At 71.6% G+C, this 25453-nt stretch carries 24 protein-coding genes and 1 riboswitch; of the genes, 15 read left to right on the forward strand and 9 right to left on the reverse strand.

Features of this window, described 5'->3' with window-relative positions:
- Window positions 1-169: 169 nt before the first annotated feature.
- From ABZ937_RS01535 to ABZ937_RS01545, 3 genes are all read left to right on the forward strand, one after another.
- Window positions 170-841, forward strand: coding sequence for a response regulator transcription factor (locus ABZ937_RS01535; RefSeq protein ID WP_361684450.1), 672 nt, complete (start codon window positions 170-172; stop codon window positions 839-841).
- A gap of 418 nt (window positions 842-1259) precedes the next feature.
- Window positions 1260-3188: a 2-oxoacid:acceptor oxidoreductase subunit alpha gene (locus ABZ937_RS01540; protein ID WP_361684452.1), complete on the forward strand. Its 1929-nt coding sequence runs from the start codon at window positions 1260-1262 to the stop codon at window positions 3186-3188.
- On the forward strand, window positions 3181-4242 hold the full coding sequence (locus ABZ937_RS01545; RefSeq protein WP_361684454.1) for a 2-oxoacid:ferredoxin oxidoreductase subunit beta: 1062 nt from the start codon (window positions 3181-3183) through the stop codon (window positions 4240-4242). The genes ABZ937_RS01540 and ABZ937_RS01545 overlap by 8 nt, the downstream gene beginning before the upstream one ends.
- 13 nt (window positions 4243-4255) lie before the next feature.
- Here the strand turns inward: ABZ937_RS01545 and ABZ937_RS01550 are convergent, their stop codons facing one another.
- Window positions 4256-4687 carry a helix-turn-helix domain-containing protein gene (locus ABZ937_RS01550; RefSeq protein ID WP_361684456.1) on the reverse strand — a complete coding sequence of 144 codons (432 nt, stop codon included), beginning with the start codon at window positions 4685-4687 and terminating at the stop codon, window positions 4256-4258.
- Window positions 4688-4780: 93 nt separating this feature from the next.
- Between ABZ937_RS01550 and ABZ937_RS01555 the strand changes: the two genes are divergently transcribed.
- The 3 genes from ABZ937_RS01555 (at window position 4781) to ABZ937_RS01565 (ending at window position 7248) form a co-directional block, all read left to right on the forward strand.
- A complete protein-coding gene (locus ABZ937_RS01555) occupies window positions 4781-5635 on the forward strand; it encodes an SDR family oxidoreductase (protein WP_361684458.1) in 855 nt (284 codons plus the stop codon).
- Between the two features lie 138 nt (window positions 5636-5773).
- Window positions 5774-6730, forward strand: a complete 957-nt coding sequence (gene rarD, locus ABZ937_RS01560) for an EamA family transporter RarD (RefSeq protein ID WP_361684460.1) — start codon at window positions 5774-5776, stop codon at window positions 6728-6730.
- A 50-nt stretch (window positions 6731-6780) separates the two neighbouring features.
- Window positions 6781-7248: a VOC family protein gene (locus ABZ937_RS01565; RefSeq protein ID WP_361684462.1), complete on the forward strand. Its 468-nt coding sequence runs from the start codon at window positions 6781-6783 to the stop codon at window positions 7246-7248.
- A gap of 59 nt (window positions 7249-7307) precedes the next feature.
- Here ABZ937_RS01565 and ABZ937_RS01570 read toward each other — a convergent pair whose 3' ends face one another.
- The gene (locus ABZ937_RS01570; protein ID WP_361684464.1) at window positions 7308-8417 is read right to left on the reverse strand and encodes a hypothetical protein; all 1110 of its coding nucleotides are present in this window, start codon (window positions 8415-8417) and stop codon (window positions 7308-7310) included.
- 196 nt (window positions 8418-8613) lie between these two features.
- On the opposite strand from ABZ937_RS01570, the gene ABZ937_RS01575 reads away from it, so the two are divergent.
- On the forward strand, window positions 8614-9225 hold the full coding sequence (locus tag ABZ937_RS01575; RefSeq protein ID WP_361684466.1) for an NAD(P)H-dependent oxidoreductase: 612 nt from the start codon (window positions 8614-8616) through the stop codon (window positions 9223-9225).
- Here ABZ937_RS01575 and ABZ937_RS01580 read toward each other — a convergent pair.
- From ABZ937_RS01580 to ABZ937_RS01595, 4 genes are all read right to left on the reverse strand, one after another.
- On the reverse strand, window positions 9222-10106 hold the full coding sequence (locus tag ABZ937_RS01580) for an ABC transporter permease (RefSeq protein ID WP_361684468.1): 885 nt from the start codon (window positions 10104-10106) through the stop codon (window positions 9222-9224). The two genes, ABZ937_RS01575 and ABZ937_RS01580, sit on opposite strands and share 4 nt — an antisense overlap.
- Entirely contained in the window at window positions 10093-11085 is a 993-nt protein-coding gene (locus ABZ937_RS01585; protein ID WP_361684470.1) for an ABC transporter ATP-binding protein, read from the reverse strand. The genes ABZ937_RS01580 and ABZ937_RS01585 overlap by 14 nt, the downstream gene beginning before the upstream one ends.
- A gap of 71 nt (window positions 11086-11156) precedes the next feature.
- The gene (locus tag ABZ937_RS01590) at window positions 11157-12365 is read right to left on the reverse strand and encodes a sigma-E factor regulatory protein RseB domain-containing protein (protein WP_361684473.1); all 1209 of its coding nucleotides are present in this window, start codon (window positions 12363-12365) and stop codon (window positions 11157-11159) included.
- Between the two features lie 432 nt (window positions 12366-12797).
- Window positions 12798-13808, reverse strand: coding sequence for a polyprenyl synthetase family protein (locus ABZ937_RS01595; protein WP_361684475.1), 1011 nt, complete (start codon window positions 13806-13808; stop codon window positions 12798-12800).
- A 587-nt stretch (window positions 13809-14395) separates the two neighbouring features.
- Window positions 14396-14576: riboswitch (cyclic di-AMP (ydaO/yuaA leader) on the forward strand.
- Between the two features lie 3 nt (window positions 14577-14579).
- Here ABZ937_RS01595 and ABZ937_RS01600 point away from each other — a divergent pair.
- The gene (locus ABZ937_RS01600; protein WP_361684477.1) at window positions 14580-15062 is read left to right on the forward strand and encodes a transglycosylase SLT domain-containing protein; all 483 of its coding nucleotides are present in this window, start codon (window positions 14580-14582) and stop codon (window positions 15060-15062) included.
- Window positions 15063-15126: 64 nt separating this feature from the next.
- On the opposite strand, the gene ABZ937_RS01605 is transcribed toward ABZ937_RS01600, so the two are convergent.
- From ABZ937_RS01605 to ABZ937_RS01615, 3 genes are all read right to left on the reverse strand, one after another.
- Window positions 15127-15939 (reverse strand): HAD family hydrolase, encoded by an 813-nt coding sequence (locus ABZ937_RS01605; RefSeq protein WP_361684479.1) that lies wholly within the window; start codon window positions 15937-15939, stop codon window positions 15127-15129.
- Between the two features lie 123 nt (window positions 15940-16062).
- Window positions 16063-17265: an FAD-dependent oxidoreductase gene (locus ABZ937_RS01610; protein ID WP_361684481.1), complete on the reverse strand. Its 1203-nt coding sequence runs from the start codon at window positions 17263-17265 to the stop codon at window positions 16063-16065.
- Window positions 17266-17311: 46 nt separating this feature from the next.
- Window positions 17312-18577, reverse strand: a complete 1266-nt coding sequence (locus ABZ937_RS01615; protein WP_361684483.1) for an ATP-grasp domain-containing protein — start codon at window positions 18575-18577, stop codon at window positions 17312-17314.
- 247 nt (window positions 18578-18824) lie between these two features.
- Here ABZ937_RS01615 and fahA point away from each other — a divergent pair, with 247 nt between their 5' ends.
- The 7 genes from fahA (at window position 18825) to ABZ937_RS01650 (ending at window position 25448) form a co-directional block, all read left to right on the forward strand.
- Complete coding sequence (fahA, locus tag ABZ937_RS01620) at window positions 18825-20042, forward strand: fumarylacetoacetase (RefSeq protein WP_361684485.1); 1218 nt, start codon at window positions 18825-18827, stop codon at window positions 20040-20042.
- A 241-nt stretch (window positions 20043-20283) separates the two neighbouring features.
- Complete coding sequence (locus ABZ937_RS01625) at window positions 20284-21222, forward strand: M56 family metallopeptidase (RefSeq protein WP_361684486.1); 939 nt, start codon at window positions 20284-20286, stop codon at window positions 21220-21222.
- A 132-nt stretch (window positions 21223-21354) separates the two neighbouring features.
- The gene (locus tag ABZ937_RS01630; protein ID WP_361684488.1) at window positions 21355-22143 is read left to right on the forward strand and encodes a GntR family transcriptional regulator; all 789 of its coding nucleotides are present in this window, start codon (window positions 21355-21357) and stop codon (window positions 22141-22143) included.
- Between the two features lie 33 nt (window positions 22144-22176).
- Window positions 22177-22404 carry a ferredoxin family protein gene (locus ABZ937_RS01635; protein ID WP_030347217.1) on the forward strand — a complete coding sequence of 76 codons (228 nt, stop codon included), beginning with the start codon at window positions 22177-22179 and terminating at the stop codon, window positions 22402-22404.
- Window positions 22405-22418: 14 nt separating this feature from the next.
- The gene (locus ABZ937_RS01640) at window positions 22419-23765 is read left to right on the forward strand and encodes an ABC transporter substrate-binding protein (protein ID WP_361684490.1); all 1347 of its coding nucleotides are present in this window, start codon (window positions 22419-22421) and stop codon (window positions 23763-23765) included.
- Window positions 23762-24676, forward strand: a complete 915-nt coding sequence (locus ABZ937_RS01645) for an ABC transporter permease (RefSeq protein WP_361684492.1) — start codon at window positions 23762-23764, stop codon at window positions 24674-24676. Before ABZ937_RS01640 ends, ABZ937_RS01645 begins: the two co-directional genes overlap by 4 nt.
- Window positions 24660-25448 carry an ABC transporter ATP-binding protein gene (locus ABZ937_RS01650; protein WP_361684494.1) on the forward strand — a complete coding sequence of 263 codons (789 nt, stop codon included), beginning with the start codon at window positions 24660-24662 and terminating at the stop codon, window positions 25446-25448. The genes ABZ937_RS01645 and ABZ937_RS01650 overlap by 17 nt, the downstream gene beginning before the upstream one ends.
- The last annotated feature ends 5 nt before the right edge of the window (window positions 25449-25453 follow it).

Below are 25453 nucleotides of genomic sequence, written 5' to 3' on the forward strand. Positions count from 1 at the left end.
CTGGTGTTCCCCGGTATTCCCCCCGGTACGGCGGCGGTCCCGCCCGATTCCTGGAATGCTGGACCACCGTAGGACGTCTCGGACGTACGACACGGACAGGCGTACGACACGGACGGGCGTACGGCGCGGACGGGTCGCAGGGGATCGGGCTGTGGGGGGCCGGAGGATCGTGGAGGACAGGGTGCGGGTGGTCATCGCCGAGGATTCAGTGCTGCTCAGGGAGGGCCTGACCCGGCTGCTGACCGACCGCGGGCACGACGTCGTGGCCGGCGTCGGCGACGCGGACGCGCTGGTGAAGACCATCGCCGACCTGGACGACCGGGGCGAGCTGCCCGACGTGGTCGTGGCGGACGTACGGATGCCGCCGACGCACACCGACGAGGGCGTCCGGGCGGCCGTACTGCTGCGCCGGCTGCACCCCGGGCTCGGGGTGCTGGTGCTGTCGCAGTACGTGGAGGAGCGCTACGCCACCGAACTGCTGGCCGGATCCAGCCGGGGCGTGGGCTACCTGCTCAAGGACCGGGTCGCGGACGTAAGGGAGTTCGTCGACGCGGTGGTGCGGGTCGCCGAGGGCGGTACGGCGCTGGACCCGGAGGTGGTCGCGCAGCTGCTCGGCCGCAGCCGCAAGCAGGACGTGCTGGCGGGGCTGACGCCCCGGGAGCGCGAGGTGCTCGGGCTGATGGCGGAGGGCCGGACGAACTCGGCGATCGCCCGGCAGCTGGTGGTCAGCGACGGCGCGGTGGAGAAGCACGTGAGCAACATCTTCCTGAAGCTCGGGCTGGCTCCGAGCGAGGGCGACCACCGGCGGGTTCTGGCCGTTCTCACCTACCTCAACTCCTGACGGGGCGGTCCGGTGTCAGCACCGTTTCAGCATCGTGTCAGCGCGGCGTCAGCCCGTCCCGCTTCCGTGGTGCGTGCACGACGTTCCGCGTAAGTCGACAGAGATCCGGGCCTGGGCCGGAAAGACCCGGACGGGAGAGAGCGAAGACCCGGCCGGGAAGCCGCACAGACCCGTAGGGGGCGAGTGGAGATCCCGATGGGAGCCGGAGGAGAGAACCTGGAAACGCGCGGGGAGCGCCTTGACCGGCGCTCCGGCGATGCGGGACATCATGTGAAGTCAGCGCGACAGGCCGTCTCGAAATGTCGTCCAATACCTGGATGACCTCGGGAAGGCGACCCTAACCGACGTAGGGTTGATCCTGGGATGGTCCGTGGGACGACCAGGCCCCGGACAGCCGCCTCGAAGGAGGTCCAGTTCAGTGACCAGCCAGGTCAGCAGCCCAGCGGAGCAGACCGACGGTACCGTCGTGGGAGAGCAGCGCAAACCGGGCGGCGCGAAGGACGTGCGGCGCCTGGACCGGGTGATCATCCGGTTCGCGGGGGACTCGGGTGACGGCATGCAGCTCACCGGTGACCGGTTCACCTCGGAGACCGCTTCCTTCGGCAACGACCTCTCCACCCTCCCGAACTTCCCCGCCGAGATCCGCGCCCCCGCAGGCACCCTGCCGGGTGTCTCGTCCTTCCAGCTCCACTTCGCCGACCACGACATCCTCACCCCCGGAGACGCGCCGAACGTCCTGGTGGCGATGAACCCGGCCGCCCTGAAGGCCAACATCGGCGACCTCCCGCGCGGAGCCGAGATCATCGTCAACACCGACGAGTTCACCAAGCGCGCCCTGCAGAAGGTCGGGTACGACGGCTCCCCGCTGGAGGACGGCTCGCTCGACGGCTACAACCTCCACCCGGTGCCGCTGACCACGCTCACCGTGGAGGCGCTGAAGGAGTTCGACCTCTCCCGCAAGGAGGCCGAGCGCAGCAAGAACATGTTCGCGCTGGGGCTGCTGAGCTGGATGTACCACCGGCCGACCGAGGGCACCGAGAAGTTCCTGAAGTCGAAGTTCGCGAAGAAGCCGGAGATCATGGCGGCCAACATCGCCGCGTTCCGGGCGGGCTGGAACTTCGGCGAGACGACGGAGGACTTCGCGGTCTCCTACGAGGTCGCCCCGGCCGCCAAGGCCTTCCCCGTCGGCACCTACCGGAACATCTCCGGCAACCTCGCCCTGGCCTACGGCCTGATCACCGCGTCCCGGCAGGCGGATCTGCCGCTGTTCCTGGGGTCGTACCCGATCACGCCGGCCTCGGACATCCTGCACGAGCTGAGCCGGCACAAGAACTTCGGCGTCCGCACCTTCCAGGCCGAGGACGAGATCGCGGGCATCGGCGCGGCGCTGGGCGCGGCGTTCGGCGGCTCGCTGGCGGTGACCACGACGAGCGGCCCCGGCGTCGCCCTGAAGAGCGAGACGATCGGCCTCGCGGTGTCGCTGGAGCTGCCGCTGCTGGTGGTGGACATCCAGCGCGGCGGCCCGTCGACGGGTCTGCCGACCAAGACCGAGCAGGCCGACCTGCTGCAGGCGATGTACGGCCGCAACGGCGAGGCGCCGGTGCCGATCGTCGCCCCGAAGACCCCGGCCGACTGCTTCGAAGCGGCGCTGGAGGCCGCCCGGATCGCGCTGACGTACCGCACGCCGGTGATGCTGCTGTCGGACGGCTATCTGGCCAACGGATCCGAGCCGTGGCGCATCCCCGACCTGGACGAGCTGCCCGACCTGCGGGTGCAGTTCGCCTCCGGCCCCAACCACACGCTCGCCGACGGCACCGAGGTCTTCTGGCCGTACAAGCGGGACCCGCAGACCCTGGCCCGGCCGTGGGCCCTCCCGGGCACCCCGGGTCTGGAGCACCGCATCGGCGGCATCGAGAAGCAGGACGGCACGGGCAACATCTCGTACGACCCGGCCAACCACGACTTCATGGTGCGCACCCGGCAGGCCAAGGTGGACGGCATCGCCGTACCGGACGTGGAGGTCGACGACCCGCACGGCGCGAGGACCCTGGTCCTCGGCTGGGGTTCCACCTACGGTCCGATCACGGCGGCGGTACGGCGGCTGCGCACGGCCGGCGAGTCCATCGCCCAGGCCCATCTGCGCCACCTCAACCCCTTCCCGCGCAACCTCGGCACGGTCCTGAAGAGCTACGACAAGGTGGTCATCCCCGAGATGAACCTCGGGCAGCTCGCCACCCTCATCCGGGCGAAGTACCTGGTCGACGCCCACTCCTACAACCAGGTCAACGGCATGCCGTTCAAGGCGGAACAGCTCGCCGCGGCGCTGAAGGAGGCCATCGATGACTGACGCCACCAACGGGCTGCTGCAACTGGTCCCCAAGGCCGAGGCCAAGCAGTCGATGAAGGACTTCAAGTCGGACCAGGAGGTGCGCTGGTGCCCGGGCTGCGGTGACTACGCGATCCTCGCGGCCGTCCAGGGCTTCATGCCGGAGCTGGGCCTCGCGCGCGAGAACATCGTCTTCGTCTCCGGCATCGGCTGCTCCTCCCGCTTCCCGTACTACATGAACACCTACGGGATGCACTCCATCCACGGCCGCGCCCCGGCGATCGCGACCGGACTGGCCTCCTCCCGCCGCGACCTGAGCGTGTGGGTCGTCACCGGTGACGGCGACGCCCTGTCCATCGGCGGCAACCACCTGATCCACGCCCTGCGCCGCAACGTCAACCTGAAGATCCTGCTGTTCAACAACCGGATCTATGGCCTGACCAAGGGGCAGTACTCGCCGACCTCCGAGGTCGGCAAGATCACCAAGTCGACGCCGATGGGCTCGCTGGACGCGCCGTTCAACCCGGTGTCCCTGGCGATCGGCGCGGAGGCGTCCTTCGTGGCGCGCACGATCGACTCCGACCGCAAGCACCTGACCGAGGTGCTGCGCGCCGCCGCCGACCACCCGGGCACGGCGCTGATCGAGATCTACCAGAACTGCAACATCTTCAACGACGGCGCGTTCGACGCCCTGAAGGACAAGCAGGAGTCCGAGGAGGCGCTGATCCGGCTGGAGCACGGGCAGCCGATCCGCTTCGGCGCCGACCGCGCGAGAGGGGTCGTACGGGACCGGCAGACCGGTGACCTGAAGGTGGTGACGGTGACCCCGGAGAACGAGGCGGACATCCTGGTGCACGACGCCCACGCCGCGTCCGCCACGACGGCCTTCGCGCTGTCCCGGCTGGCCGACCCGGACACCCTGCACCAGACCCCGATCGGGGTGTTCCGCTCCGTCGAACGGCCGGTCTACGACACCCAGATGGCCGAGCAGCTCGACACGGCGATCGAACAGCACGGCAAGGGCGACCTGTCCGCGCTGCTGGCGGGCGGGGACACCTGGACGGTCGTCGGCTGACGACGTCCGCTGATCACGAGGCCCGGGACTGGATTTCCCGGGCCTCGTCGTGGGCGCGGCGGCTCTCGTCGTAGGCCCGGCGGGCCTGCTCGACCTGGCCCATGCGGTCGTGCGTCCACTGGGCCAGGGCCCGCACCTGCTCCGCCGCCTCGCGGCCGAGGCCGGTGAGCGAGTAGTCGACGCGCGGCGGGATGACCGGCTTGGCGTCCCGGTGGACCAGACCGTCGCGCTCCAGGGTCTGGAGGGTCTGGGTGAGCATCTTCTCGCTGATGCGGCCCACCTTGCCGATCGCCCTCCGCAGCTCGCTGAAGCGCAGGGAGCCGTCCATCAGCTCGATCAGGACGAGCACGCCCCAGCGACTGGTGACGTGCTCCAGGACGAGCCGGTAGGGGCACAGGGCCTCGGCATCGGCTCCGCCGCGCGCACGCGTGTTACTTACCGCCATACCCGTACCTTACTTCAAAGTGGGTACTTTCGGATCGATAGTGCAGCTCCTACGGTGAGTGTCATCAAGGCATCCCACAAGGAGTTCTGAACCATGAGCATCGTCGTCACCGGAGCCACCGGACACCTCGGCCGTCACGTGGTGGAGCAGCTGCTGGAGAAGGTCCCGGCGGAGCAGATCACCGCCGTCGTGCGCGACGAGGCGAAGGCCGCCGACCTCGCCGCCCGCGGGGTGAGGACGGCCGTCGCCGACTACAACGCGCCCGAGACCTTCGACGGCCTGTTCGCCGCCGGTGACAAGGTCCTGCTGATCTCCGGGAACGAGTTCGACAAGGGCCGGGTGCGGCAGCACACGGTCGTCATCGACGCGGCGAAGGCGGCCGGTGTGGCGCTGCTCGCCTACACCAGCGCCCCGGGCACCCTGACGGCCGCGCTGGCGGACGACCACCGGGCCACCGAGAAGGTGCTGCTCGCCTCCGGCCTGCCGTACAGCCTGCTGCGCAACGGCTGGTACCACGAGAACTACACGGAGAACCTGGCGCCGGTGCTGGAGCACGGCGCGGTCGTCCAGTCCGCCGGTGACGGCCGGATCTCCTCGGCCTCCCGCGCCGACTACGCCGCCGCCGCGGTCGCGGTGCTCACCGGCGAGGGCCACGAGAACACGACGTACGAGCTGGGCGGCGACGAGGCGTGGGGCTTCGCCGAGTACGCGGCCGAGCTGAGCCGGCAGACCGGCAAGGAGATCGTCTACAACCCGGTGTCGGCGGAGGCGTACGCCGAGATCCTGGCCGGCGCCGGGCTGCCCGCGCACCTGGTGGAGATCTTCGCCGGCGTGGACGCGTCGATCGAGAAGGGCGAGCTGGTCGTCTCCTCCGGCGACCTGTCCCGGCTGACCGGCCGCCCGGCCACGCCGCTGGCGGAGGCGGTCGCCGCCGCGCTCAAGGGCTGACGTCGCATCACGCCCCCGGGAGCCGGGCACCCCGCCTGTCATGACCGTATGACGGAACGAACATGACAGCCGAGGCTGCCCGGCGCTACCTTCGTCCTCGCACGTCCACGCCGGACGCGCGGGCGAGAAGGAGGGGCCGTGGCCGGGAAGTCCGAGGGTGAGCACCGAATAGGCCTGCTGAACGGCTTCGCCGCCTACGGGATGTGGGGGCTGGTCCCCCTGTTCTGGCCGCTGCTCAAGCCCGCCGGCGCCGCGGAGATCCTGGCCCACCGCATGGTGTGGTCGCTGGTGTTCGTCGCCGTCGCGCTGCTCTTCGTACGCCGCTGGGCCTGGGCCGGGGAGCTGCTGCGCCAGCCCCGGCGGCTCGGTCTCGTCGCCCTGGCCGCCGGCGTCATCACCGTGAACTGGGGCGTCTACATCTGGGCGGTGAACGCCGGCCATGTCGTCGAGGCCTCGCTCGGCTACTTCATCAACCCGCTGGTCACCATCGCGATGGGCGTGCTGATCCTGAAGGAGCGGCTGCGGCCCGTGCAGTGGGCGGCGGTCGCGATCGGCTTCGCCGCCGTCGTCGTGCTGACCGTCGGCTACGGCCGCCCGCCGTGGATCTCGCTCTGTCTCGCCTTCTCCTTCGCCACCTACGGGCTGGTGAAGAAGAAGGTCGCCCTCGGCGGTGTCGAGTCGCTGGCCGCCGAGACCGCGATCCAGTTCCTGCCGGCGCTCGGCTATCTGCTGTGGCTGACCGCGCACGGCGACGCCACCTTCGTGAGCGAAGGCACCGGACACGCCGCCCTGCTCGCCTCCACCGGCATCGTCACCGCCCTCCCCCTGGTCTGCTTCGGCGCGGCGGCGATCCGCGTGCCGCTGTCCACGCTGGGCCTGCTCCAGTACCTGGCCCCGCTCTTCCAGTTCCTGCTCGGCATCCTCTACTTCCACGAGTCCATGCCGCCCGAGCGGTGGGCCGGGTTCGCGCTGGTCTGGCTGGCACTGATCCTGCTCACGGGCGACGCGCTGCGCTCCGCGAGGCGTCCCGAGCGGCTCGCCGTGCCGGCGGCCCGCGTCACCGATACCGCCGTGTCGGCTCCGGCGGACGCCTGACCACACGGAAGGGGCCCGTCCGCCGACAGGTCCGGTTATAAGTGGGGGCCATGACCACACAGGCGCCCGCTCCGCTGCACTGGAAGCTCGTCATCGACGCGGCCGACCCGCACGCGCAGGCCGACTTCTGGGCCGCCGCGCTGCACTACACGGCCGAGGACAACAGCGCCCTCGTCGAACGGCTGCTGTCCGCCGGCGCGCTGCCCGGGGAGGCCGCCGTCGAGTACCACGGGCGGGCCGCCTTCCGTGACCTGATCGCCGTACGGCACCCTGACGACCCGTACGACCCGGAGACCGGCACCGGGCTCGGCCGGCGCCTGCTGTTCCAGCGGGTACCGGAGCCGAAGACCGGCAAGAACCGGCTCCACCTCGATGTCCACGCCGGCCCGGAGCGGCGCGCGGACGAGGTGACACGCCTTCAGGCGCTGGGCGCGCGCGTCCTGCGGGAGGTGAAGGAGCCCGCGGGTCAGTGGGTGCTGATGGCGGATCCGGAGGGCAACGAGTTCTGCGTGCAGTAGGCCGCCGGGGCTCCGCGGGGCCGTGACGGCGGCAGCCGCCGTCACGGCCGCCAGGACCGTCAGGCCCGCGCCGCCGCCTTGGCCGCGCGGTCGGTCAGCCGGACCATGCGGGCGCGGGCCGACTCCAGCGGGCGCAGGTCGTCCGCGGCCGGGCCCGGCTCGGCGGTGAGGTCCGTCCACAGGTCGATCAGGTCGCGGCCCAGCCGCAGGCCCTCCTCGGGGTCGCGTACGGCGCGCCAGGCGGTGGCCGCGCTCTGCACATTGCCGTAGGCGGCCTCCCCGTCCTGTGCCTGGCGGCGCTGCCGGGCGAGGTCCAGGGACAGGTCGAAGGCGCGGACCGGGTCGCCCGCCAAGTAGGCGATGTAGGCGCACAGTTCGCGCAGGTGCAGCACCTCGGCGTGGCGCGGGCCGAGCACGGTGGACGCCTCGGCGAGCGTCCGGTCGGCCAGTTCCGTCGCGGTGTCGATCCGGCCCGCCCGCACAGCCTCGTTGATACGGCTCATCGGCTCGGTGAGCAGCTCCGCCCCCTCGGCGGTCTCGGTCAGCGGCCCGTCCCCGAGCACCTCCTCGGCGACGGCGTCGAAACCGCGGGCCGGGGTGGGGGTGGAGGTGGTGGGCGGCTCCGCCGATACGGCGGCGAAGGGGGCTGCCTGGGCGGCGGGGGCGCGCGTCTCCGTGGCCTGCGCGTCCGCCACGGGCGTGGCCGGCAGGGGCTCGGGAGCCACGGGCGTGGCCGTCTTGGGCGTGGCCGTCACGGGCACGTCCGTCGAAGAGGTGGCCGTCACGGGCGTGGCCATCACCGGCGGCGGTCCGAACTGGCCCGTCGGGGCCTGCACCGTCCCCGGTGTCACAGGTTCCGGACGCGACGCGGGGGCGGTCGACCGGACCGCCTCCCCCGTCATCCGGCTGGAGCCGTCCGCCGAGACCTCCAGGGGGAGCACACAGCCCGTGAGTTCGTCGTGGATCGTGGCGCGTACGGGGGCGCCGAGGCTGATGGCCAGGCGCTGGAGGTGGTTGAGGACGGCCTGCTGGATGTCCTCGCCCGGCGCCGCCACGACCGCCGCCCCGCCCACCGACGCGCCGCCCGTGCCGAACACCCGGACGGGCACCGCCGCCGGGTGCCCCACAGGCTGCTGCGGCCGCTTCTTCTCGAAGCTCAGTCCGGCCATCGGTGCCCCTCACTCCCCCGGCGTCGCGATCCGGTCGTACGCATCCTGCCCACCAGTGTGTCGGTTCCCCCCGGCTTCCACGTCACCGCGACGTCACAGCCTCGCACCAGCCAAACCCCCTGGCGCAGATTGAATGCGTGTGCATAAAATGCACACGCCTTTATCCGGGGTACGACCCGACCCACCTGGGGGACCCATGAGCCGCCGCTTCCTCTTCGTCCTGGGCAGCGCCCGCGCCGACGGCAACACCGAGCTGCTGGCTCACGAGGCCGCCGCACAACTGCCCGGTGACATCGAACAACGCTGGATCCGCCTCGCCGAGCACCCGCTGCCCGGCTTCGTGGACCTGCGGCACGACAGCGACCACGTCCGGCCGCCGTCGAACACCGACACCGGCCTGCTGCTGGATGCCACGCTCGCGGCGACGGACATCGTGATCGCCTCGCCGCTCTACTGGTACTCGGTGTCCAGCCTCACCAAGACCTACCTGGACCACTGGTCCGCCTGGCTGCGCACCCCGGGCGTCGACTTCAAGGCCACGATGGCCGGCCGCACCCTCTGGGGCATCGCCGCACTGGCGGACCACGAGCCGTCCGTCGCCGATCCCTATGTGGGCACCCTCAACAACTCGGCCGCCTACCTGGGCATGCGCTTCGGAGGCGTTCTGCTGGGCAACGGCAGCGCGCCCGGTGACGTACGGAAGGACACCGACGCGCTGGCACGCGCCAAGACGTTCTTCGCGCAGGACGCGCCCCTCGCCCGCTTCCCGTACGAGACCGCAGACGCCCAGGCCGGCGCCCGGGGCTAGGCGCTGATGTCCTTCGCCGTGAACCGCGCCCAGGCCGCCGAGCCGAACACGGCCGCGTACAGCCCCTGGAGGCCGAGGTTCTTCACCAGGTCGTCCCAGTAGACGGGGTCGCGCATCAGGTCGGCGAAGGACAGCCAGTAGTGCGAGAACAAGTAGGGCTGCACCGCGTGCAGCTGGGGTATCTGGTCGACGATCTGCACGGTGATGAGCAGGCCGACGGTGGTCGCCATCGCCGCGATGCCGCTGTTGGTGAGCGTCGACACGAACAGGCCGAGGGCCGCCACACCGACCAGTGAGGCTGCGACGACCAGGGCGATCAGCAGGGCGCGGCCGAGTCCGTCGGTGAAACCGATCCGGGTACCGGAGATCGTCGTCAGCTCGCCGAGCGGGAAGAGCAGCGCGCCGACGAGCAGCGCCGAGACGGCGACGACCAGGGTGGCCAGCAGGCAGAACGCCATCACCGTCGCGTACTTGGTGAGCAGCAGGCGGGTGCGGCCGGCCGGGGCGACCAGCAGATAGCGCAGGGTGCCCGCACCCGCCTCCCCCGCTATGGCGTCGCCCGCGACGACGCCGACCGCCATCGGCAGGAAGAACGGCAGTGTCGCGGCCAGCGCGGTGAACACCAGGAACAGGCCGTTGTTGGTGATCTGCGTGATGAACGCCGGGCCCTCGCCGTTCCCTCCGCCCACCGACCCGCCGCCCCGTGTCTCGATCTTCACCGCTGTCCCGACCAGCACCGGCACCGCGGCCAGCACCCCGAGCAGGGCGAGGGTGCGCCAGCGGCGGACGGTGGTGGCGAGCTCGCTGCGCAGCAGACCGAACGACCACAGGGGGCTCGGCCGGCGCACGGCGTCCGCCTGGAGCACATCAGCCCGCGACATCGAAGCCCTCCCCGGTCAGCGCCACGAACGCGTCCTCCAGGGAGGCCCGTTCGAGAGTGAGGCCCCGGACGCGGACACCCGCGGTGACCAGGGCCGCGGTCACCTCGGCGAGGTCCCGCTCGGGCGGTTCGCCGGTGACCCGGTCGCCGTCGGCGGCCACGTCCCCCACGCCCAGTTCCTTCAGCACGCGGGCCGCCTCGGCCGCGTCCGGCGTGGTCACCACCAGCCGGCCGCGCGCCCCCGCCGCCAGCTCGGCGACCGCGCCCTGGGTGACGAGCCGGCCCTGCGCCATGACCGCCGCATGGGTGCACACCTGCTCGATCTCGTCGAGGAGGTGGGAGGAGAGGAAGACGGTCGTACCGTCGGCGGCCAGCTCTCTGATCAGGGTGCGGATCTCCCGCATGCCCTGCGGATCGAGGCCGTTGGTGGGCTCGTCCAGGACGAGCAGTCTGCGCGGCTGGAGCAGCGCGGCGGCCAGCCCCAGGCGCTGTTTCATACCGAGGGAGTACGCCTTCGCCTTCTTGCCCGCGGCAGCCGCGAGGCCGACCCGCTCCAGTGCCGCGGCGACGCGGGCGTGCCGGGTGCGCGGGTCGGCGGTCGGGTCGGCGGCGTCGTAGCGCAGCAGGTTGTCGCGGCCGGAGAGGAAGCCGTACAGGGCGGGGCCCTCGATGAGCGCGCCGACCTGCGGAAGGACCGTACGGGCCGATCGCGGCATGGGCCGGCCGAGCACCCGGGCCGTGCCCGCGGTCGGCTCGATCAGGCCCATCAGCATGCGGATGGTGGTGGTCTTGCCGGAGCCGTTGGGGCCGAGGAAGCCGAAGACACTGCCCGCCGGGACGGTCAGGTCGAGACCGTCCACGGCGAGCTGTCCGCCGCGGTAACGCTTGGTGAGACCGCGCGTGGCGATCACGCTCGCCTTCGCGTCTGCCGGATCCCGGTCCGTGACGGGGTCCCGCTGCGTGGCGGACGGTTCGTCCATCGGCTCCCCCTCGATTCGTCGTGCTCCCGAAGGGTCAACGGCCGGTCACGGCCCGTAGTTCCCGGATCGGATCACTTCCCCGCGTCGGCCGCCTTCACCAGGGCGTCCTTGGTGACCGCGCCGGCGTAGACCTTGCCGTCGTCGGTGATCAGGGCGTTGACCAGGCGGGTGGAGAAGACCGTGCCCTTGCCGAACTTCCCGGAGACCTGGTCGCCGAGCGAGCCGAGGAAGCCGCCGAGGTCACCGCCCTGGGAGCCGGTCGGCAGGCCGCCCTCGGTGCCGGTGTCGAAGGTGGCGACGGACGTCCAGCCCTCGCCGAGGACGTTCAGCCCGTCCGCGCCCTTCAGGCCCTCGGTGAAGTCCTCGCCGTGCTTCGGGGTGTGCTCCGGCGCCTTGGCCGCGTCCTTCTCCTCGGTGACCTTCGCGCCCTTGGGCGGGGTGAAGTCGAAGGTGGAGGCGGCCGGACGGGCGAAGGAGACCCGGGTGAAGCCCGCGTCGACCACGGCGGCACCGCCGCTCTTCGGGGTCAGCGTGAACTTCAGCGGCAGGCCCGTCTTCGCGTCCACGGCGATGCTGATCGCGCCGACCGTGCTGTCGCCCTGCTTGGGCTGGATGAGCAGCTTGTAGGCGTCCCGTCCGGCGACCTGTGCGGTGCCGTCGACGGTGACGGACGTGGTGTCGTCCACCGACTTCAGGATCTCGTCGGCGAAGTCCTTGGGGGTGGCCGGCGGCTCCGCCCTGTGCTCCTTGCCGGAGTCGGCCGCGGTGGAGTGGTAGACCTCGTTGCTCTTGCTGTCGTAGCCCCAGACGTCCTTGCCGTCGTGGATGAGGCTGTACTCGGCGCCGCTCTCCAGCAGCGACAGTTTCTGCCGGTCCGGGCCGTCGGCCGCGACACGCAGGGTGTGCGTGCCGGAGACCAGCTCGGTGAGCTTGGCCTGCGGGTCGGCGGAGGAGCCGTCGCCGGAGCCCTGGCCGGCCCCGGAGACCAGGCTGCTCTCCAGGCCGCCGAGGTTCGGCAGGCCGAGGTCGGTGCTGATCTTCACGGTGCCGGACAGCTGCTGCACGTCCGACTTGGCTATCTTCTCGATGAGCTGCTGTGCGCTGATCTTCGGCAGGTCGGGGTCACCGGAGTCGGCGAGCGCCGGGACCAGCCCGATCGTGGCCGCCGCCACCCCCACCACCGCGACCGGGACGGCGTACCGGGCGGCCTTGCGCCGGCCGGAGCGCGGGTTCTCGTCCCGCGCGGCGCCCACTGTGTCGTCGGATTCGTACGGTGCCATGTGTGCCTTACCTCCGTCGTCGGCGGCGGCTGTCGTCACGCTGGTCCACCTGAGCCGCCATTCTCACCCGAATCGGTGAGGAGTGGTGATTTCCGTGGTTTCCATCTCACCAAATCGGCGGTGAAGAAGCGTCAGCCCTCGGAGGCAACTGCGTGTACGCCTGCGGTATGACACCCGACGGCCGTATCTCCCCCTACCCGTAGGGGTCGTGTGGGGGAACACCGCCCGTACGGGTGTCCGTCCGCGGCGGTCGGCCAGGCTCCGGGACAGTCGGCCGCCGGGCTCCGGCGGAATCGGCCGGCCGGTTCCGTACGGGTCGACCGCCCGGTTCCGTACGGGTCGGCCAGCCGGTTCCGTACGGGTCTGCCAGCCGGTTCCGTACGGCTCGCCAGCAGGTTCCGTGCGGGTCGGCCGGTCTGTTTCCCGGCCGGGTCAGCCCGCCCGGTGCACCACGGCGTCGCACAGCTCCAGCAGCGCCGCCTTGGCATCGCACTCGGGCAGCGGGGCCAGCGCGGACCGGGCCTCCTCCGCGTACCGGACGGTGTCCCGGCGGGCCTGCTCCAGCGCGGGGTGGGCCCGCAGGCCGGCCAGCGCCTCGGCGTGCCGGGCATCGTCGCTGAGGTCGGAGTCCAGCAGCTCGCACAGCGCGATGTCCTCGGCCAGGCCCAGCCGGGCGGCCCGCTCGCGCAGCCGGAGCACCGGCAGGGTCGGGATGCCCTCGCGCAGGTCGGTGCCGGGGGTCTTGCCGGACTCGTGGGAGTCGGAGGCGATGTCCAGGACGTCGTCCGCGAGCTGGAAGGCGACGCCGAGCCGTTCGCCGTACTGGGTGAGGACGTCGACGACCGTCTCGTCGGCGCCGGACATCATCGCGCCGAACCGGCAGGAGACCGCCACCAGGGAGCCCGTCTTGCCGCCGAGCACGTCCAGGTAGTGCTCGACCGGGTCGCGCCCGTCCGAGGGACCCGCGGTCTCCAGGATCTGACCGGTGACGAGCCGCTCGAACGCCAGGGCCTGCACCCGGACCGCCTCGGGGCCGAGGTCGGCGAGGATCTGGGAGGCGCGGGCGAAGAGGAAGTCGCCGGTGAGAACCGCGACGGAGTTGCCCCAGCGGGTGTTGGCGCTGTCCACGCCGCGCCGCACGGCCGCCTCGTCCATGACGTCGTCGTGGTACAGCGTGGCCAGATGGGTCAGCTCCACGACCACGGCCGACGGCACGACGCCCGGCGCGTAGGGGTCGCCGAACTGGGCCGCGAGCATCACGAGCAGTGGCCGGAAACGCTTCCCTCCGGCCCGTACGAGGTGCTGCGCGGCCTCCGTGATGAACGGGACCTCGCTCTTGGTGGCATCGAGCAAGCCTTCCTCGACAGCCGCCAATCCGGCCTGGACATCGGCTTCCAGAGCCTGGTCCCGCACGCTCAGCCCGAACGGCCCGACGACGGTCACGAGGGGTCTCCTGTCTGCTGGTGTCTGCTGGCGCTTACACGGTTTGTCGATAGGTCGCTGCCATCACTCAAGTCAGCGTATCCGGTCCTCTTTCGATCACCGATAGCGCCCACCGGTCCAGCCTGGGCGGTATCGGATCATGACCGGCATAGTTTTGATCACATGGTAATAACGGACATTTGTCGACTTAACGGTAATCCGGATGCCGTGTCGCGACCTCTCCACACCCCCTCCTCCATCACCCCTCCCCCGTCGGCCACTACGACAACGACACGCACCACACCCCCGGTTCCACCACGACCCCGACTTCAGGCCCGAATCCCCCTAATCCCCCATGTCTGATTTAAAGTGTTTTGCCATTTCGTGAGTTGGGTCACGCGGCCTACTGGCCCGCCCCACCCGCCGGACCCCCCACGACCCCTTGCCCCGTCGGCGAGTTGAAGATTGGCAACCGCAAAGGATCAAGCACCTCATACGGCATCGATCAAGGTCAAACCGCATGTTGTATGAATCCGGTACTTGTTCCCGACATGTGCTCCCGCATACGTTCCGTGCCGTCGGGCGGACGCCGAATCCTGCCGCCGCCCGCATACCCATCGACGAACTCATTCGTACGGCAGGAGCGGGGGACCCAGGTAAGTCGCTGAGTCGGACGGCATACGCCGCACCGGAACGGCTCGGGGTGAAGTCGTGCCTCCCCCAGGCACGGCCGGGCACCTCCCCGCCCGAACCCGACAGCTCACCTCGCAGGCGCCGGAGAGGAACTTCCCCATGCCTGCTGCCGCTCAGCACCGCCGTACCCGGAACAGCCGCCTCGTCCGTACCCTCGTCGCCGCCGCCACCGGCGCCGCCGTCCTCACCCTTCCGCTCATCGGCGCTACCGGTGCCTCCGCGGCCACCGGCACCACCACGGGCACCACCCTCGCCGGGTACCCGAACAACCTCGACGGCTGGATCCGCGAGTCGCTCGCGATCATGGCCGAGAAGCACATCCCGGGCACCTACAACGGCATCTACCGCAACGTCATGCGCGAGTCCTCGGGCAACCCGGCCGCCATCAACCTCTGGGACTCCAACGCCGCCAAGGGCATCCCGTCCAAGGGCCTGCTCCAGGTCATCGACCCGACGTTCAACGCCTACCACGTGGCCGGCACGTCGTTCGACATCTACGACCCGGTCGCGAACATCACCGCCGCCTGCAACTACGCGGCCGCGCGGTACGGGTCCATCGACAACGTGTTCGGCGCCTACTGATCGGCCGGTCGGGGCACGCGCTGCTGATGTCCCGGTCAGCCGGTCGACGTCACGGTCGGCCCGGTCAGCCGGCCGGGAACAGTCTTTCGAGGACGACGGCGATGCCGTCGTCCTCGTTCGACAAGGTGACCTCATCCGCGACCGCCTTCAGTTCGGGATGCGCGTTGGCCATGGCGACGCCGCGTCCGGCCCAGTCGAACATCGGGATGTCGTTGGGCATGTCTCCGAAGGCCAGTGCCTGTTCGGCGCCGATCCCCAGCCGCTCGGCGGCCAGCGCCAGGCCGGTCGCCTTCGTCACCCCGCTCGGCTGCAGCTCCACGGTGCCGGGCCCCGACATGGTGACCGTCGCCAGCGAGCCCACCGCGGCGCGCGCCACGGTCGCCAACTCGTCGTCGGACAGGTCGGCATGCCGCAGCAGCACCTTGCTGATGGGCTCGGACCACAGGTCGTCCCGCCGACCGACCCGCACCGCGGGCAGCGTCGGATGGGGCATCCGGTAGCCGGGCTCGATGAGCGTGAGGCCGTCCACGCCGTCCTGGTCGACCGCCGCGTAGACCTGGCCCGCCTCCGCCTCGATCTTGCCGAGCGCGGTCTCGGCCAGCTCCCGGTCCAGCCGGACCGACCACAGCAGGCGGTCGGCCCCGGCGTCGTAGACCTGCGCTCCCTGCCCGCACACCGCGAGCCCGGTGCAGCCGAGCTGCGCCAGCAGGGGCCGTACCCGCGGGGCCGGGCGGCCCGTGACCACCAGGTGCCGGGCACCGGCCCGCGCCACCCGCGCGAGCGCGGCGAGCGACCGGTCGGAGACGGTGTCGTCGCCGCGCAGCAGCGTCCCGTCCAGGTCGGTGGCGATCAGTGCGTGTGCGGGGGTGGGTGCCATGATCAGAGAATACGGACACCGCGCCCCGCCGACTCACCTGTCATTCCACGCACTTACGTGCTGATTGACCCCAAGTGGGGCCCCTGGACGCCTTGATGGGGTCACCGCTGCGACCCCTGGGGCTCAACCGTGCGCCGCGGCCAGGTGGTTCGCCAGGCGCGGGGAGGCGAACTCCGTACCGCAGACGAACCGCATCACCGGGCCGTACGACGACGCGGCCGGCAGGCCGGTGAAGTACAGGCCGGGCACGGAGGAGACGTAGCCGGGGCCGAGCCTGGGCGCGCCGCGGCTCACCGCGAGCCGGGTGCGCAGCTCATGGCCGAGGAAGTCCATCGCCGCCAGGTCGACGCGGTAGCCGGTGGCGGCGATGACGTGGTCGGCGACGAGCCGCTCGGTGTGGCCGGCATGGGCGCGGACGGTGAGCACGGGGCTGCCGTCCTGGATCTCGGCGCCCACCACCCGCGCGACGTCCCGCACCTCCACACCGCTCTCGAAGCGCTCGCGCAGCCACCAGGCGCCGAGCGGGCCGAGGACCCGGCGGACCAGGTAGTGGCGGGCGGCCTCGGGCAGGAAGCGGTACGGGTGCGGGTAGTAGGTGAGCGCCCACAGCGACCAGGCTCGGCCGAACGGGGACTCGGGGCGAAGCCTCGGCTGCTTCCAGGGCGGGGCGCCGAAGGCGACCCTGCCGTGCCCGCGCGCGACCACGCGCACGCGTGCCCCCGCCTCCGCCGCGAGCGCCGCCGTCTCCAGCGCGGACTGGCCGGCGCCGATGACGATCAGCTCCTTGCGGGTGAACCGGCCGAGGTCGTGGTGCTGGGAGCTGTGCGAGACCGGGCCGGTCGGGGCGGGACCGTCGGCCGCCGCCGGCGCCAGCTCGGCCGGCAGGTGGGCGAGCCCGGACAGACCGGTGGCGACGACGACCGCGCGCGCGGTGAACAACTCCCCGGAGTCCAGCTTGAGTTCGAAACCGCCGTTCGGGTCGCGGTCGACGGAGACGACCCGCACCCGCTCCAGGCCGGGGACCAGCCTCTGCTGGAACCACTCCCCGTAGGAGATGAAGGTCTCCACCGGGATGATGTCCTCGTCGGTCACCAGGCGGCGGATCCCTGCCGCGTCGCAGTAGTCGGCGAGGGTGTGGCCGGGCTGGGGGCAGTCGAGGTTCGAGGCGGCGGGTGTCGACTTGAGGAGCATGCCCTGGGGCATGTGATCACGCCAGCTCACCATGGGATCGCCGAAGACGCGCACGGGGATGCCGCGCGCCCGCAGATGGGCGGCGGTGGACAGGCCGAACGGCCCGGCCCCGATGACTGCTACCGGTCGGATCACGAAGTCCCTCCCCAGGACGCGTTACGCCACGCTGTCGTGGCCTTGCCTACTTCGTGGATGTGCTGCCGCCGCGGCGGCTGGTCCGCCACAGCTGATAGAGGTGCTTCGCGCCCGGGCGCACGAAGCGGGCGAGCATCGTGAGGAACGGCAGCGGGTCGTCGCCCGCGAGCCAGGCCAGCTCCGTCCCGCTCGCCCTGGCCGGCGCGTGCGGTGTCGTGTAGCCGCTGCGGCGGTAGGCGAGGAGGGCTGCGAGGTCGATGTTCTCCACGATGTAGCGGTGGCCGGCGCGCTGTTCCCCCTCCGGTACAGGGCGGCCGGTCAGGTGCAGGTGCATCGCACGGACGACGTCCACGCCCGACTCGTTCTCGAAGAGCCGGAACTGGGCGCCCACGCGCGGGTTGAAGTCGAGGAGCTTGTACTGTCCGTCGCGCCGGTCGAAGCGCAGGTCGAGGTCGATGATGCCGCAAAAGCCGATCTGCTTGACGAAACGTGCGGCGAGGTCGGCGAGTTCCGGGTTGTCGACGACGTACGCGTTCGCCGTCATGCCGGCGTGCGGAGGCCAGGAGCGGACCTTGACGCCGGTGAAGAGCGCGAGCGGGCTGGAGTCCTGGTCGAAGCAGGCGTGCACGATCCAGTCCTCGGCCTCCTCGCGCGGCAGGTACTCCTGGAGGATCACGCCCGGTTCCTCGCCCCAGCCGCGGGCCAGGGCGAGCAGCCCCGCGCGCGTGCCGATCTTCGTGGTGCCGTTCACGGCGGGCTGCCGGCGCCGGACGAACGCCTCGCGGTTCTTGGCGACCACCGGGAAACGGGCCGTGTCGGCGAAGGCGACGATGTCGTCGTACGACTGCGGGAACGCGGCCGTGGGGCTCGCGATGCCGTGCTCCACGCACAGTTCGTGCAGCCTCTGCTTGCTGGCGAGCCGGCGGGGCAGCGCGGGATCCACGCGCGGGAAGAGAAAGGACCCGGTCAGGGCGCCCTGATGCTCGGCGATCAGGACGGCGGCTTCCTCGTCCGTCGGGATGAGCACGGCCGGGCGGCCGATCCGGCGGCCGATGCGCAGCAGGCCCTCGACCAGGCGGTCCGGGTCCTCCGCGCCGGTCGTCGGCCACACGAACGCCTTCTTCAGGTAGCGCGAGGAGGCCGCCGGCGTGTACGCGTCCTCGGTGATGGCGTACATGGGCACGCCCAGGCGGCCCAGGCTGCGGATCGCGCCGACACCGCCGTGGTGCAGCGGGTAGTCGCCGAACTTGACGATCAGTCCTGGCACGTCACGGTCGGCCCGCACGGGCACGCTGACGGTGTTTCCGGCCACGGGTCCCCCCACGTGTCCCCCCAATGGAACGGACCCACCCCGTCCGTGTCCCAAAGGACGCTAAGCCGGAATTGCCACCTCCGACAAGACTTATTCGGACATTGAGAACTCTTTAGGCATTGTGCGAGCAACCTTTCGAGCATGTGGTGAGGCACTGCCCAAGACACGCAGGTCGGCCGTAACGTGTGGCCCGACCACATGGAACGCATCGCCATGCATGGCGCGGATGAGAGTGAGGCAGTACCCCATGCCCCCCTTCGACGTCCCCGAGGGCGACCCCTTCGGTCCGCACAACCTCCCCTATGGCGTGTTCTCGCCCTCCGGCAGCACGGAGCGGAGGATCGGAGTCCGGCTCGGGAACCACGTCCTCGACGCGGGCGCCACCGCCGCCGCGCTCGGCTCGCCCCACCACGCGCTGCTCGCCCGGCCCACCCTCAACGCGCTGCTGGCCGCCGGCCGCACCACCTGGTCGGACGTACGGCGCGCCGTCACCTCCTGGATCACGGACCCGGCGCACCGCGAGACCGTCGAGCCCCTGTTCCACCCGCTGTCCGAGGTGACCCTGCACCTGCCCTTCGAGGTCGCGGACTACGTCGACTTCTACGCCTCGGAGAACCACGCCCGCAACGTCGGCCAGATCTTCCGGCCGGACGCCGAGGACTCCCTCACCCCCAACTGGAAGCACCTACCGATCGGATACCACGGCCGCTCCGGCACGGTCGTCGTCTCGGGCACGGACGTCGTACGGCCGTCCGGGCAGCGCAAGGGCCCGGCCGACCCGACGCCCGTCTTCGGCCCGTCGATCCGGCTGGACATCGAGGCCGAGGTCGGCTTCGTCGTCGGCGTGCCGTCGGCGCTGGGCAGCCCGGTCCCGCTCGACGGCTTCCGGGAGCACGTCTTCGGGCTGTGCCTGCTGAACGACTGGTCCGCGCGGGACATCCAGGCCTGGGAGTACGTCCCCCTCGGCCCGTTCCTCGGCAAGTCCTTCGCGACCTCCGTGTCGGCGTGGATCACCCCGCTGGAGGCGCTGGAGCACGCGCGCGTGACACCCCCGGAGCGCACGCACCCGCTGCTGCCCTACCTGGACGACGCCGCGCCCGGTGTGGAGCCCGGCGGCTACGACCTCCGCATCTCCGTCGCGATCAACGGCCATGTGGTCGCCGAGCCGCCCTTCTCCACCATGTACTGGACGGCCGCCCAGCAGCTCGCCCACATGACGGTGAACGGCGCCTCGCTGCGCACGGGCGACCTGTACGGCTCGGGCACGGTGAGCGGCCCGGCCGAGAACCAGCGCGGCTCGCTGCTGGAGCTGACCTGGAACGGCCGTGACGCCCTCGAACTCCCCGACGGCAAGCGGACGTTCCTGGAGGACGGGGACGTGGTGACCCTGTCGGCATGGGCCCCCGGCGCGGACGGACGCCGGGTGGGGCTGGGCGAGGTCAGCGGGCGGATCGTGGCGGGCTGAGCCGCGGCCGTGGCGACCGGGCCGGCCGGGGCACCGGCACGCGCGCGCGGGCGGCTTCCGCAGCGCCACGCGCGCGTGCCGCGGTCTGCGGCCGGTTCGTCGCCGACACCTGACGCACACCGCCGTCTTCGTCATACTGAAGGGACACGTACGACGCACGCGCGCGACGCGCGTCCGTGCGCCGTGTGCCCGGCACCACCCGCACCCGCACACCTCTCCGACCAGGAACCGGAGCCCCGGCATGACCGTCTGCCTGCTCCTGCTGAGCGTCGTCGCCCTGACGGCCGCCGTGCCGGCGCCGCGCGCGCTGACCCGGGCCGCCTGGCCCGAGCGGGACCCCGTGGTCGCGCTGTGGGTGTGGCAGTGCCTGGTCGCCACCGTCCTGCTGTGCTGCCTGACCGCGCTGGTCCTGGGCGCGGCGGCCGTCTTCCACACCGTCCGCGACCGCGTGTTCGCCCCCGCGCCGCCCGCCGTCACCGCCGCGTACGACCTGTCCACCGCGCCGGTGTGGGCCGCCGCGCTCACCATGCTGCTGGCCTGCGGGGCCGCCTGGACGACGGCGATGCTGGGCCGGGAACTCGTCGAGGCCCGCCGCAGCCGCGGCCTGGCCCGGGCGCACCTGCGCGAGCGCGCCCCCGAACTGCCGGCCGGGCTGCCGGCGGCGCGCGGGCCGATGCTGGTGCTGGAGGACGAGTACCCGGACGCCTGGTGGATGCCGGGGCACCCGCCGCAACTGGTCGTCACCACGGGGGCGCTGCACCGCCTCACCGACCTGCAGCTGGACGCCGTCCTCACCCACGAGCGCGGGCACGCCCGCGCCCACCACGACTGGCTGCTGCACCTGTCCACCGCACTGGCCACGGGCTTCCCGCGCGTGCCGCTCTTCGCCCACTTCTGCGACCAGACGCATCGCCTGGTCGAGCTGGCCGCCGACGACACGGCATCCCGGCGCTGTGGGCACCTCACCACGGCCCTCGCCCTGATCGAACTGAACCAGCATCGTGGCGTCCTCTCCTGCGACTCCAGCCGCCGCCTGCTCGGCGAGCGCGTGGACCGGCTGCTGGAGCCGCCGCCACGGCTGCTGCGCCGACACCGGGCGCTGACCACGACGGTGGCCGCGCTGGTGCCGTTGCTGCCCCTGCTGATCACCTTCGCGCCGGGCCTGACGGCACTGTCCTGACGGTTGTGCCGGGTGGCAGATCTTGCCCGGCGGTACGAAGAATCCCAGCTCAGCGCCCCACGCTGGACGTCCTCACCTGGCGCAACACTCCAGCAACACGCCATTCCCTACCGCATGAGTATGGTTCCAGCCATGCCAGCCACCGACCGCCCCCGCGACCATGCCGGGCAGGGCGCCGCGACCACCGTCGCCGCCCACCGCGCCCGGCGTCGGCTGCGTGCGGACCGGGCCCGGCAGCTCGCCGACCTGCTGCGCCGCCAGATTCTCACCGGCGCCTTCCAGGACGGCACCCTCCCCCACGAATCCACCCTCGCCACCGACTACCGCGCTTCCCGCAACACCGTCCGCCAGGCCCTGGACCTGCTCCGGGCCGAGGGCCTGGTGGACCGGCTGCCCGGAGTCGGGACCGTCGTCGTCGCACGGAAGTACCCGCACGGGCTCGACCGTCTGATGGGCCTCGCGGAAACCCTCCGCGAACACGGCCGCGTCACCAACGAGGTCCGCACCATGGGCCCCGCCCCCGCACCCGCCCCCGTGGCCGAACGCCTCCGCGTCCCGGCCGGCGCCGACGTCCTGTACATCGAGCGCCTGCGCCGGCTGAACGGGCTCCCGCTCTCCCTCGACCTCACCTACATCCCGCTCGACCTCGGCACCGCCCTGCTCGGCGCCGACCTGGAGAACACCGATGTCTTCCGGCTGCTGGAAGCCATCACCGGCCGGCGTCTCGGCCACGCCGAGATCACCCTGGAGGCGGTGAACGCGGACGCCCACTCCGCGGCCGTGCTCCAGGCCCCGCGCGGCGCCGCCGTACTCATGCTGGAGCGCCTCACACACCTCGCCGACGGCCGCCCCGTCGACCTGGAGTTCATCCGCTTCCGCGGCGACCGCATCACCATGAGCGGCCTGCTGCACCGGTCGTAACCACCCTCGCCTGCGCGTTTCCTGGAGACTGCCATGCCCTTGGCGCCCCAGCGGGCCGACGTGCCCGTGACCATCGACGAGTCGAAGTGCATCGACGGCTGCACCCTCTGCGTGGACATGTGCCCGCTGGACTCCCTCGCCATCGACGAGAGCAGCGGCAAGGCGTACATGCACGTCGACGAGTGCTGGTACTGCGGCCCGTGCGCGGCCCGCTGCCCCACCGGGGCCGTCACGGTCAACATGCCCTACCTGCTGCGGTGAGAGGTACCACCACCATGAAACGCACGACAGTCGCCCTGTCCGCCGCCACGCTCCTGCTGCCCCTGTCCGCCTGCGGCGGCAGCGCCGAGGCGGGCAGCGGCTCCACGGTCACCGTGACCGTCGGCTACCAGTCCAAGACCATCAACACCGTCACCGCGGGAACGCTGCTGCGCTCTCTGGGGTACTTCGAGAAGCAGCTCAACTCCCTGCACGACGGCCACACCTACAAGGTCGACTGGCAGGACTACGCCACCGGCGCCCCGATCACCGCCCAGATGACCGCCGGGAAGATCGACATCGGTTCGATGGGGGACTTCCCTCTGCTGCTCAACGCGGCCCGCGGCAAGCAGCTCGGCCGGCCGACGCACCTCGTCTCGGTCACCGGCTACAACCTGCGCGGCGGCCTCAACACTGTCGTCACCGCACCGGGCTCCGAGCTCACCTCCCTGCACGACCTGAAGGGCAGGAAGGTCTCGACGAGTGTGGGATCCGCCGCGGACGGCACGCTCGTACGCGCCCTGCAGCGCGCCGGCATCGATCCGGACAAGGGGATCTCCAAGCTCAACCAGCAGCCTGCGGTGGGCGCTTCGGCGCTGTCCGCCGGCAGCGTGGACGCGCTGTCCCAGTTCGTCGCCTGGCCGGGCCTGCTCGCCTACCAGGGCAAGGCGAAGGTCCTTTACGACGGCGCCCAGCTGAACCTGCCCACCTTTCACGGCGTCACCGCCCGCGAGGACTTCAGCCGGCAGCACCCGGCCGTCCTGGAGGCATTCCTCAAGGCCCAGGACCAGGCGACGGACTACCTCAACAGCCATCCCGTCACCGCCGCCGAGAAGGTCGCCAAGGCCACGGGACTGCCCGCCGAGGTCGTCTACCTGTACAACGGCGCCCACGGCATCGCCACGTTCGACCCGGCGCTCCGGCCGCAGCTCGTCTCCGCACTGAAGCAGGACGTGTCCGTGCTGAAGTCCGCCAAGCTGACCGGTGACGTCGACGTGGACGCGTTCGTCGACGACCGGTACGTGAAGAAGGCCCTCGGCGCGTCGTCGTACGCCAAACGGCTCGCCGCATCGCCCCCGCCGGCCGCGAGCGAGGTGTGGCCCAAGGGCAGCGAGAAGGCCCTCTCCTTCAAGTCCCCGAAGCGACTGCTGGCCTATCTCGCCGTGCACCAGGACCGCATCCGCGCCGCCTACGTACCCGACGCCACCACCGGCACGCTCTGGTTCGCCGACAAGGCGGTCTGGGTGGCCGACGGCGAGCAGCTGCTGCCCTTCGTCGCCCCGGCCACCGCGCGGGACTATGCCTCCGCCCACGGCGGCGCCCGTACGGTGTCGTACCGCGAGGCTCTGGAGCGGGCCTCATGATCCGGCGGCCCCTGTCCCGGTATGCATTGCGGACGGCGTCGCTGACCGCCGCACTCGGTCTGTGGCAGCTGCTGACCAGCCTGGACGTCGACCTCTGGCTGCGTTTCTCGCAGTTCCCGACGGTCACCGACGTGACCCGCGCCTTCGCCGGCCGGCTCGCCGGCGGCGACTACTGGACCGACCTCACCGACAGCCTCACCCGGATCCTGACCGGCTTCGTGCTGGCGGCCGTCCTCGGCGTGGCCGCGGGCGTACTCGTGGCCCGCTCCCTCCTGGCCGAGGACCTGCTCGGTCCGGTGCTGGAAGTCGTCCGGCCGATTCCGGCGATCGCCCTCGTCCCGGTCGCGATCCTCCTGTTTCCCTCGAACGAGCAGGGCATCGTCTTCATCACCTGCACCGCCGCCTTCTTCCCCGTGCTCGTCTCCACCCGGCACGCGGTGCGTGCGCTGACCCCGGTCTGGGAGGAGGCGGTGCGCACCATGGGCGGCGGCCGGTTCCGGATCCTCCGTTCCGTGGTGCTGCCGGGCGCGCTGCCCGGCATCTTCGGCGGGCTGTCCGTGGGCATCGGCGTGTCGTGGATCTGCGTGATCTCCGCCGAGATGATCTCCGGCCAGTACGGGGTCGGCTACCGCACCTGGCAGGACTACACGGTGCTCGACTACCCGGGCGTCTTCGTCGGCATGGTCACGATCGGGGTGCTCGGCTGGATCACCTCGACGGCCGTGGAACTCCTCGGCCGCCGGCTGACCCGCTGGCTGCCCCGCACCTCGTACGTCCCCGGAGGCCGTACCCGCGCGCCCCGGCCGCTCGCCGCCCCCGCTCGCCCCGACGGCGATCCCGAGCAGCAGGCCCAGCCCGAGAAGCAGGGCCAGAACGACACCGAGGAGGCCCGCGATGAGCACCTCGTCTGAGACCGTCACCACCCCCGCCGCGCCGGCACCGGAGGCCGTCCGCGGCACCCGGCTCGCCTTCCGCTCCGCCGCCCTCGGCCGCCCGGACGCCCCGGTCCTCGACGGCGTCGACCTGGAGGTCTCCCCCGGCGAGATCCTCACCGTCGTCGGCCCCTCCGGCTGCGGCAAGTCCACGCTGCTGCGCACGCTCGCCGGGCTGCTGCCGCTGCTGGGCGGCACGGCCGAGGCGGACGGCAGCCCGCTGGACGGGCCCTCGGCCGACCGCGCACTCGTCTTCCAGGAGGATGCGCTGCTGCCCTGGCGGACCTTGCGCGGAAACGTCGAACTCCCCCTCGCCATCAGGGGCGTACCGCGCGCGGAGCGACGTTCCCGGGCCGGGTCGTGGCTCGCGCGGGTCGGGCTCAGCGAGCAGGCCGGGCAGTTGCCGCACCGGGTGTCCGGCGGGCAACGCCAGCGTGCCCAGTTGGCCCGCGCCCTGGCCGACAGTCCGCGCGCGGTCCTCATGGACGAGCCCTTCGGCGCCCTCGACGCGCAGACCCGGTCCGGCATGCAGGACCTGTTGGTGGAGGTGCTGCGCGGCACGGGCGCGACCGTCGTCTTCGTCACGCACGACGTGGACGAGGCCCTCTTCCTCGGCGACCGGGTGGCTTTGCTCGGCTCCGGGCGCGTGTCCGCCGTACGCGAGGTGCCGCGTCCCCGTGACCGTACGGCCTTCGACGATCCGGCCCGCGTGGCGCTGCGCCGCGCCGTCCTCACTTCGCTCGGCTCCTGAAAGGC

Origin of the sequence: Streptomyces sp. NPDC046727 (assembly GCF_040645635.1) — a bacterium.
Lineage (GTDB): Bacteria > Actinomycetota > Actinomycetes > Streptomycetales > Streptomycetaceae > Streptomyces.